We start from the raw sequence: 6,794 nt of genomic DNA on the forward strand, positions 1-6,794 counted from the left end.
TTTTCGACCAGCTTCTTGGCCTGCTTCACCGTGGTGGACAGACCCTTGGCATCGAGCCGCGAATAGATGAACGGCTTGAACAGTTCGAGCGCCATCTTCTTCGGCAGGCCGCACTGATGCAGCCGCAGTTCGGGACCGACCACGATGACCGAACGGCCGGAATAGTCGACGCGCTTGCCAAGCAGGTTCTGCCGGAAGCGGCCCTGCTTGCCCTTGAGCATGTCGGCCAGCGACTTCAGCGGACGCTTGTTGGCGCCGGTGATGACACGGCCGCGGCGGCCGTTGTCGAACAGGGCGTCGACGGCCTCCTGCAGCATGCGCTTTTCGTTGCGGATGATGATGTCGGGCGCGCGCAGCTCCATCAACCGCTTCAGGCGGTTGTTGCGGTTGATGACGCGGCGGTAGAGATCGTTGAGATCCGAGGTCGCAAAGCGGCCGCCGTCGAGCGGCACCAGCGGACGCAGGTCCGGCGGAATCACCGGTACCACGGTCAGGATCATCCATTCCGGCTTGTTGCCGGAATAGCGGAACGCCTCGACGATCTTCAGGCGCTTGGCCAGCTTCTTGTGCTTGATGTCGGATTCGGTTTCCTGCATCTCGACGCGCAGCGAGGCCTCGAGCTTTTCGAGCTCAAGTCCCTTCAGCAATTCGCGGATCGCTTCGGCGCCGATCATGGCGGTGAAGCTGTCCTGGCCGTATTCGTCCTGCGCCTTCAGATACTCGTCTTCCGACAGCAGCTGACGGTCCTTGAGCGCGGTGAGACCGGGCTCCAGAACGACGTAGTATTCGAAATACAGAATCCGCTCGAGATCCTTCAGCGTCATGTCGAGCAAAAGGCCGATACGCGACGGCAGCGACTTGAGGAACCAGATATGCGCGACCGGGGCGGCCAGTTCGATATGGCCCATGCGCTCGCGCCGGACCCGCGACAGCGTCACTTCGACCGAGCACTTCTCGCAGATGATGCCCTTGTACTTCATGCGCTTGTACTTGCCGCACAGGCACTCGTAATCCTTGATCGGCCCGAAGATGCGCGCGCAGAACAGGCCATCGCGCTCCGGCTTGAAGGTGCGGTAGTTGATGGTCTCCGGCTTCTTGATCTCGCCGTAGGACCACGACAGAATCTTCTCCGGTGACGCGATTGAAATCCGGATCTGGTCGAAGACCTGAGCCGGCGTCGTCGGATTGAAGAGATTCATAATTTCTTGGTTCATCGTCTTCTCCTCGCGTGCCGATCGTCACCGGCAGCAAATTCGAAATTCTTTTTCAGCCTCGCACCCTGCTCAACGTCCGAGCGGAGCGCGGATGCCCGGCCATCTGTGCGAAGACACGCTTCGCGCTTTTGGCCGGGCTTGACGCTTTTGAGTTACTCTGCCGCCTCGGAGGTCGGGCCGCCGACCTTGGAATTGTGCAGGTCGACGTTGAGGCCGAGCGAGCGCATTTCCTTGACCAGCACGTTGAACGATTCCGGGATACCCGCTTCGAACGTGTCGTCGCCGCGCACGATCGCCTCGTACACCTTGGTACGGCCGGCGACGTCGTCCGACTTCACGGTCAGCATTTCCTGGAGCGTGTACGCCGCGCCGTAAGCCTCGAGCGCCCACACTTCCATTTCGCCGAAACGCTGGCCACCGAACTGCGCCTTGCCGCCCAGCGGCTGCTGGGTAACGAGCGAGTACGGTCCGATCGAACGCGCATGGATCTTGTCGTCCACCAGATGGTGCAGCTTGAGCATGTAGATGTACCCAACTGTCACCTTGCGATCGAAGGCGTCGCCGGTGCGGCCGTCATAGACGGTCGATTGGCCCGACGCATCGAGCCCGGCTAGCTTCAGCATCTCCTCGATGTCGGCTTCCTTGGCACCGTCGAACACCGGCGTCGCGATCGGAACACCGTGACTGAGATTACGGCCGAGTTCCATCAGCTCGGTATCGTTGAGCGATTTGATGGTCTCGTCGTCGCCGTAGATCTTCTTCAAGGTCTCCTTCAGCGGCTTGGTGTCCTGCTTGGCGGTTGCGAGATAAGCGTCGACCGCCTGCCCGATGCGCTTGCCGAGGCCCGCGCACGCCCAGCCCAGATGGGTTTCCAGAATCTGGCCGACGTTCATCCGGCTCGGCACGCCGAGCGGATTGAGCACGATGTCGGCATGGGTGCCGTCTTCAAGGAACGGCATGTCCTCGATCGGAACGATCTTGGACACCACGCCCTTGTTGCCGTGACGGCCCGCCATCTTGTCGCCGGGCTGAATCTTGCGCTTCACCGCGACGAAGACCTTGACCATCTTCATCACGCCGGGCGGCAATTCGTCACCGCGCTGCAGTTTCTCGACCTTGTCGAGGAAGCGCTGTTCAAGGCCCTTCTTCGATTCGTCGTACTGCTTCCGCATCGCCTCGATTTCGGCCATCAGCTTGTCGTTGGGCGAAGCGAACATCCACCATTGCGAACGCGGATGCTCATCGAGCACTGCGCGCGTGATCTTGGTGTCCTTCTTGAAGCCCTTCGGACCGGCAATGCCCTGGCGGTTTTCCAACAGCTCCGCCAGACGGCCGTAGACGTTACGGTCGAGAATCGCCTGCTCGTCGTCGCGGTCCTTGGCCAGACGTTCGATCTCTTCCCGCTCGATCGCCAGAGCGCGCTCGTCCTTGTCGACGCCGTGCCGGTTGAACACCCGCACTTCGACGATCGTACCCTGCACGCCCGGAGGCACCCGCAGCGAGGTATCGCGCACGTCGGAAGCCTTTTCGCCGAAGATGGCGCGCAAGAGCTTTTCTTCCGGCGTCATCGGGCTTTCGCCCTTGGGCGTGATCTTGCCGACCAGGATGTCGCCGGCGCGGACTTCCGCGCCGATATAGACGATGCCGGCTTCGTCGAGATTCTTCAGCGCTTCTTCCGAAACGTTCGGAATGTCGCGGGTGATTTCCTCCGGACCAAGCTTGGTATCGCGCGCCATCACCTCGAATTCCTCGATGTGGATCGAGGTGAAGACGTCGTCCTTCACGATCCGCTCGGAGAGCAGGATCGAATCTTCGAAGTTGTAGCCATTCCACGGCATGAACGCGACCAGCACGTTGCGGCCGAGCGCGAGTTCGCCGAGATCGGTCGAGGGACCGTCGGCAATGATGTCGCCCTTGCTCACGAGATCGCCGACCTTCACCAGCGGACGCTGGTTGATGCAGGTCGACTGGTTGGAGCGCTGGTACTTCATCAGCCGGTAGATATCGACGCCCGACTTGGTGGGATCGAGATCGTCGGTGGCGCGAATGACGATACGGGTGGCGTCGATCTGGTCGATCACGCCGGTCCGGCGCGCCGCGATCGCAGCTCCCGAATCGCGCGCAACCACGCCTTCCATGCCGGTGCCGACAAACGGCGCTTCGGCGCGTACCAGCGGCACGGCCTGACGCTGCATGTTCGAGCCCATCAGCGCGCGGTTGGCGTCGTCGTTCTCGAGGAACGGAATCAGCGCCGCGGCCACCGAAACCAGCTGCTTCGGCGACACGTCCATATAGTCGACCTTGTCCGGCGTGATCGGCAGCACTTCGCCGGCGTGACGGCAGACGATCAGGTCTTCGGTGAAGCGGCCGCGGTTATCGAGCGGCACATTGGCCTGCGCGACCCGGTAGCGGCCCTCTTCCATCGCCGACAGATAGACCACCTCGTCGGTGACGCGGCCGTCCTTGACCTTGCGATAGGGCGTTTCGACGAAGCCGTATTTGTTGACGCGCGCAAAGGTCGCGAGCGAATTGATCAGGCCGATGTTCGGGCCTTCCGGGGTTTCGATCGGGCAGATACGGCCATAATGCGTCGGATGCACGTCGCGCACCTCGAAGCCGGCGCGCTCGCGGGTCAGACCGCCCGGGCCAAGCGCCGAGAGACGGCGCTTGTGGGTGATCTCCGACAGCGGGTTGGTCTGGTCCATGAACTGCGACAATTGCGACGAGCCGAAGAACTCGCGCACCGCGGCGGCCGCTGGCTTGGCGTTGATCAGGTCCTGCGGCATCACGGTGTCGATATCGACACTGGACATCCGCTCCTTGATCGCGCGCTCCATGCGCAGCAGACCGATGCGATACTGGTTCTCCATCAACTCGCCGACCGAGCGCACACGCCGGTTGCCGAGGTGATCGATGTCGTCGATCTCGCCCTTGCCGTCGCGCAGATCGACCAGCGTCTTGATGACGGCGAGAATGTCTTCCTTGCGCAGCGTGCGATGGGTGTCGGGCGCATCGAGTTCGAGGCGCATGTTCATCTTGACGCGACCGACCGCGGACAGGTCATAGCGCTCGCTGTCGAAGAACAGCGACTGGAACATGGTCTGGGCCGAATCGATGGTCGGCGGCTCACCGGGACGCATCACGCGGTAGATGTCGAACAGCGCGTCTTCACGCGTCATGTTCTTGTCGGCGTGCAGCGTATTGCGGATGTAGGCGCCGACATTGACGTGGTCGATGTCGAGCAGCGGCAGTTCCTTGTAGCCGTGCTCGTTGAGCGCCTTGAGCGACTTCTCGGTGATTTCCTCGCCGGCCTCGGCGTAGATTTCACCGGTTTTCGGATTGACGAGATCCTCGGCCAGATAGTTGCCGACCAATTCCTCGTCGGACAGCCGCAGGGCCTTGAGGCCCTTCTCCTGGAACTGGCGCGCGGCGCGCACGGTCAGCTTCTTGCCGGCTTCGAGCACCACCTTGCCGGTGTCGGCATCGATCAGGTCGTTGATGGTGCTGTAGCCGCGGAAACGGGTGGCGTCGAACGGCACGCGCCAGCCATCCTTGGTCCGCTTGTAGCCGATCTTCTTGTAGAACGTGCTCAGGATGGTCTCGCCGTCGAGCCCGAGCGCGAACATCAGCGACGTCACCGGAATCTTGCGGCGGCGATCGATGCGCGCGAACACGATGTCCTTGGCGTCGAACTCGATATCGAGCCAGGAACCGCGATAGGGAATCACGCGCGCGGCAAACAACAGCTTGCCCGACGAATGCGTCTTGCCCTTGTCGTGATCGAAGAACACGCCGGGCGAACGATGCATCTGCGAGACGATGACGCGCTCGGTGCCGTTGACGACGAAGGTGCCGTTCATGGTCATGAGCGGGATATCGCCCATGTAGACGTCCTGCTCCTTGATGTCCTTGACCGACTTCGCGCCGGTTTCTTCGTCGATATCAAATACGATCAGGCGCAGCGTCACCTTCAGCGGCGCCGCATAGGTCATGCCGCGCTGACGGCACTCGTCAACGTCGTATTTCGGGGGCTCGAACTCGTAACGGACGAATTCCAGCATCGATGTTCCCGAGAAATCCGAGATCGGGAACACCGACCGGAACACCGCCTGCAGGCCTTCGTCCAGCCGCCCGCCCGTGGGCTCGTCCACCATCAGGAACTGGTCATACGATGCCTTCTGAACCTCGATGAGGTTCGGCATCTCGGCGACTTCCTTGATGTGTCCGAAGAACTTGCGAACGCGTTTGCGACCGGTGAACGTCTGCTGCGCCATCGTGGCCTCTCATTTCTTCGCCCGTCAGGGGCGAACCTTCCGGAGCGCGATTGGCATCGCCCCCGGGTTGAATTTCGATTCGCTCCTAAGCCTGGAAGCCAGTTTCAGGATTTAAATCCTGAATCGAGCCGTCAGACTTTGAGAACGCAAAACGACGCGCGGGGCGCTTGACCGCACCCGCCCGTCCAACCCCGCCTCTTCACGGACTGAAAAAGCCCGAAATTGCCTGTCTCCCAACGGCTTGCGCAGAAACGTTGCCGTTCCCGCCGCCCACCGTGTTTTCGTGCTGCCGTCCCGATATGGGATGGCAATCGTGGAGATTCGAGGGGCAAGCCCACTAATCCCCACACATTCTTGTGTACAACGCGCTCCCGGGTCGCCCCGGGGGCACGTCTTTCGCTTTGCCTTCGTCGTGGCCGGGCTTGACCCGGCCATCCACGTCTTGGTTGCCCGATCCCCGGATCGCGCTCCGCTTGTCCGGGGATGAAACCGAAGCAAGCTTCGCTTACTTCAGTTCCACCTTGGCGCCAGCCTTCTCGAGCTGAGCCTTGATTTTCTCGGACTCGTCCTTGTTGACGCCTTCCTTGACAGCCTTGGGCGCGCCTTCGACGAGGTCCTTGGCTTCCTTGAGGCCAAGACCCGTGATGGCACGGACTTCCTTGATGACTTCGATCTTCTTCTCGCCGGCGGCGACGAGCATGACCGTGAACTCGGTCTTCTCTTCAGCCGGTGCAGCGGCAGCAGCGGCCGGGCCGGCCACCGCAACGGCGGCGGCGGCGGACACGCCCCACTTTTCTTCAAGGAGCTTTGCGAGCTCGGCAGCTTCGAGCACGGTCAGGCTCGAGAGGTCGTCAACAATCTTCTGTAAGTCAGCCATTGATCTATTTCCTTAAGCGTATTGGTTCGAACCAGGTTTGATTTGCGAAGGGGGTCAGGCCGCTTCGCTCTTTGAGGCATAGGCCTGGACGACGCGCGCGAGCTTGGCCGCGGGCGCAGTGGTGAGCTGAGCGATCTTGGTCGCCGGCGCCACCAGGAGGCCGAGGATCTTTGCGCGCAACTCATCGAGCGACGGCAATGCGGCAAGCGCCTTGACGCCGTTAACATCCAGGACGGTTTTACCCATCGATCCGCCAAGAATGACGAACTGCTCGTTCGTCTTGGCGAATTCGATGGCAACCTTCGGTGCCGCTACCGGATCGTTTGAAGTCGCGATCACGGTCGGCCCCTTCAACAGGGAACCGATGGCAACGACGTCCGTGCCTTCAAGAGCAATTTTGGCAAGACGGTTCTTCGAGACCTTCACCGA

The 6,794-nt window shown here is 61.5% G+C and carries 3 protein-coding genes and 1 pseudogene; all 4 read right to left on the bottom strand.

What is annotated here, in order from left to right:
- A pseudogene (locus tag ABR948_RS27135) lies at positions 1-1,214 on the bottom strand (DNA-directed RNA polymerase subunit beta'); the annotation flags it as partial.
- A gap of 152 nt (positions 1,215-1,366) precedes the next feature.
- Complete coding sequence (rpoB, locus tag ABR948_RS27140) at positions 1,367-5,488, bottom strand: DNA-directed RNA polymerase subunit beta (RefSeq protein ID WP_428123964.1); 4,122 nt, start codon at positions 5,486-5,488, stop codon at positions 1,367-1,369.
- A 505-nt stretch (positions 5,489-5,993) separates the two neighbouring features.
- The gene (rplL, locus tag ABR948_RS27145) at positions 5,994-6,365 is read right to left on the bottom strand and encodes a 50S ribosomal protein L7/L12 (RefSeq protein ID WP_079571038.1); all 372 of its coding nucleotides are present in this window, start codon (positions 6,363-6,365) and stop codon (positions 5,994-5,996) included.
- 54 nt (positions 6,366-6,419) lie between these two features.
- Positions 6,420-6,794 (bottom strand): 50S ribosomal protein L10 (gene rplJ / locus ABR948_RS27150; protein ID WP_428123969.1); only part of this gene is annotated, 375 nt, incomplete at its 5' end.

Origin of the sequence: Bradyrhizobium sp., assembly GCF_050014615.1 — a bacterium.
GTDB lineage: Bacteria > Pseudomonadota > Alphaproteobacteria > Rhizobiales > Xanthobacteraceae > Bradyrhizobium.

Excerpts from the sequence above, each read along its gene's own strand:
- rpoB (WP_428123964.1), bottom strand. The coding sequence starts at position 5,488 with ATGGCGCAGCAGACGTTCACCGGTCGCAAACGCGTTCGCAAGTTCTTC.
- rplL (WP_079571038.1), bottom strand. The coding sequence starts at position 6,365 with ATGGCTGACTTACAGAAGATTGTTGACGACCTCTCGAGCCTGACCGTG.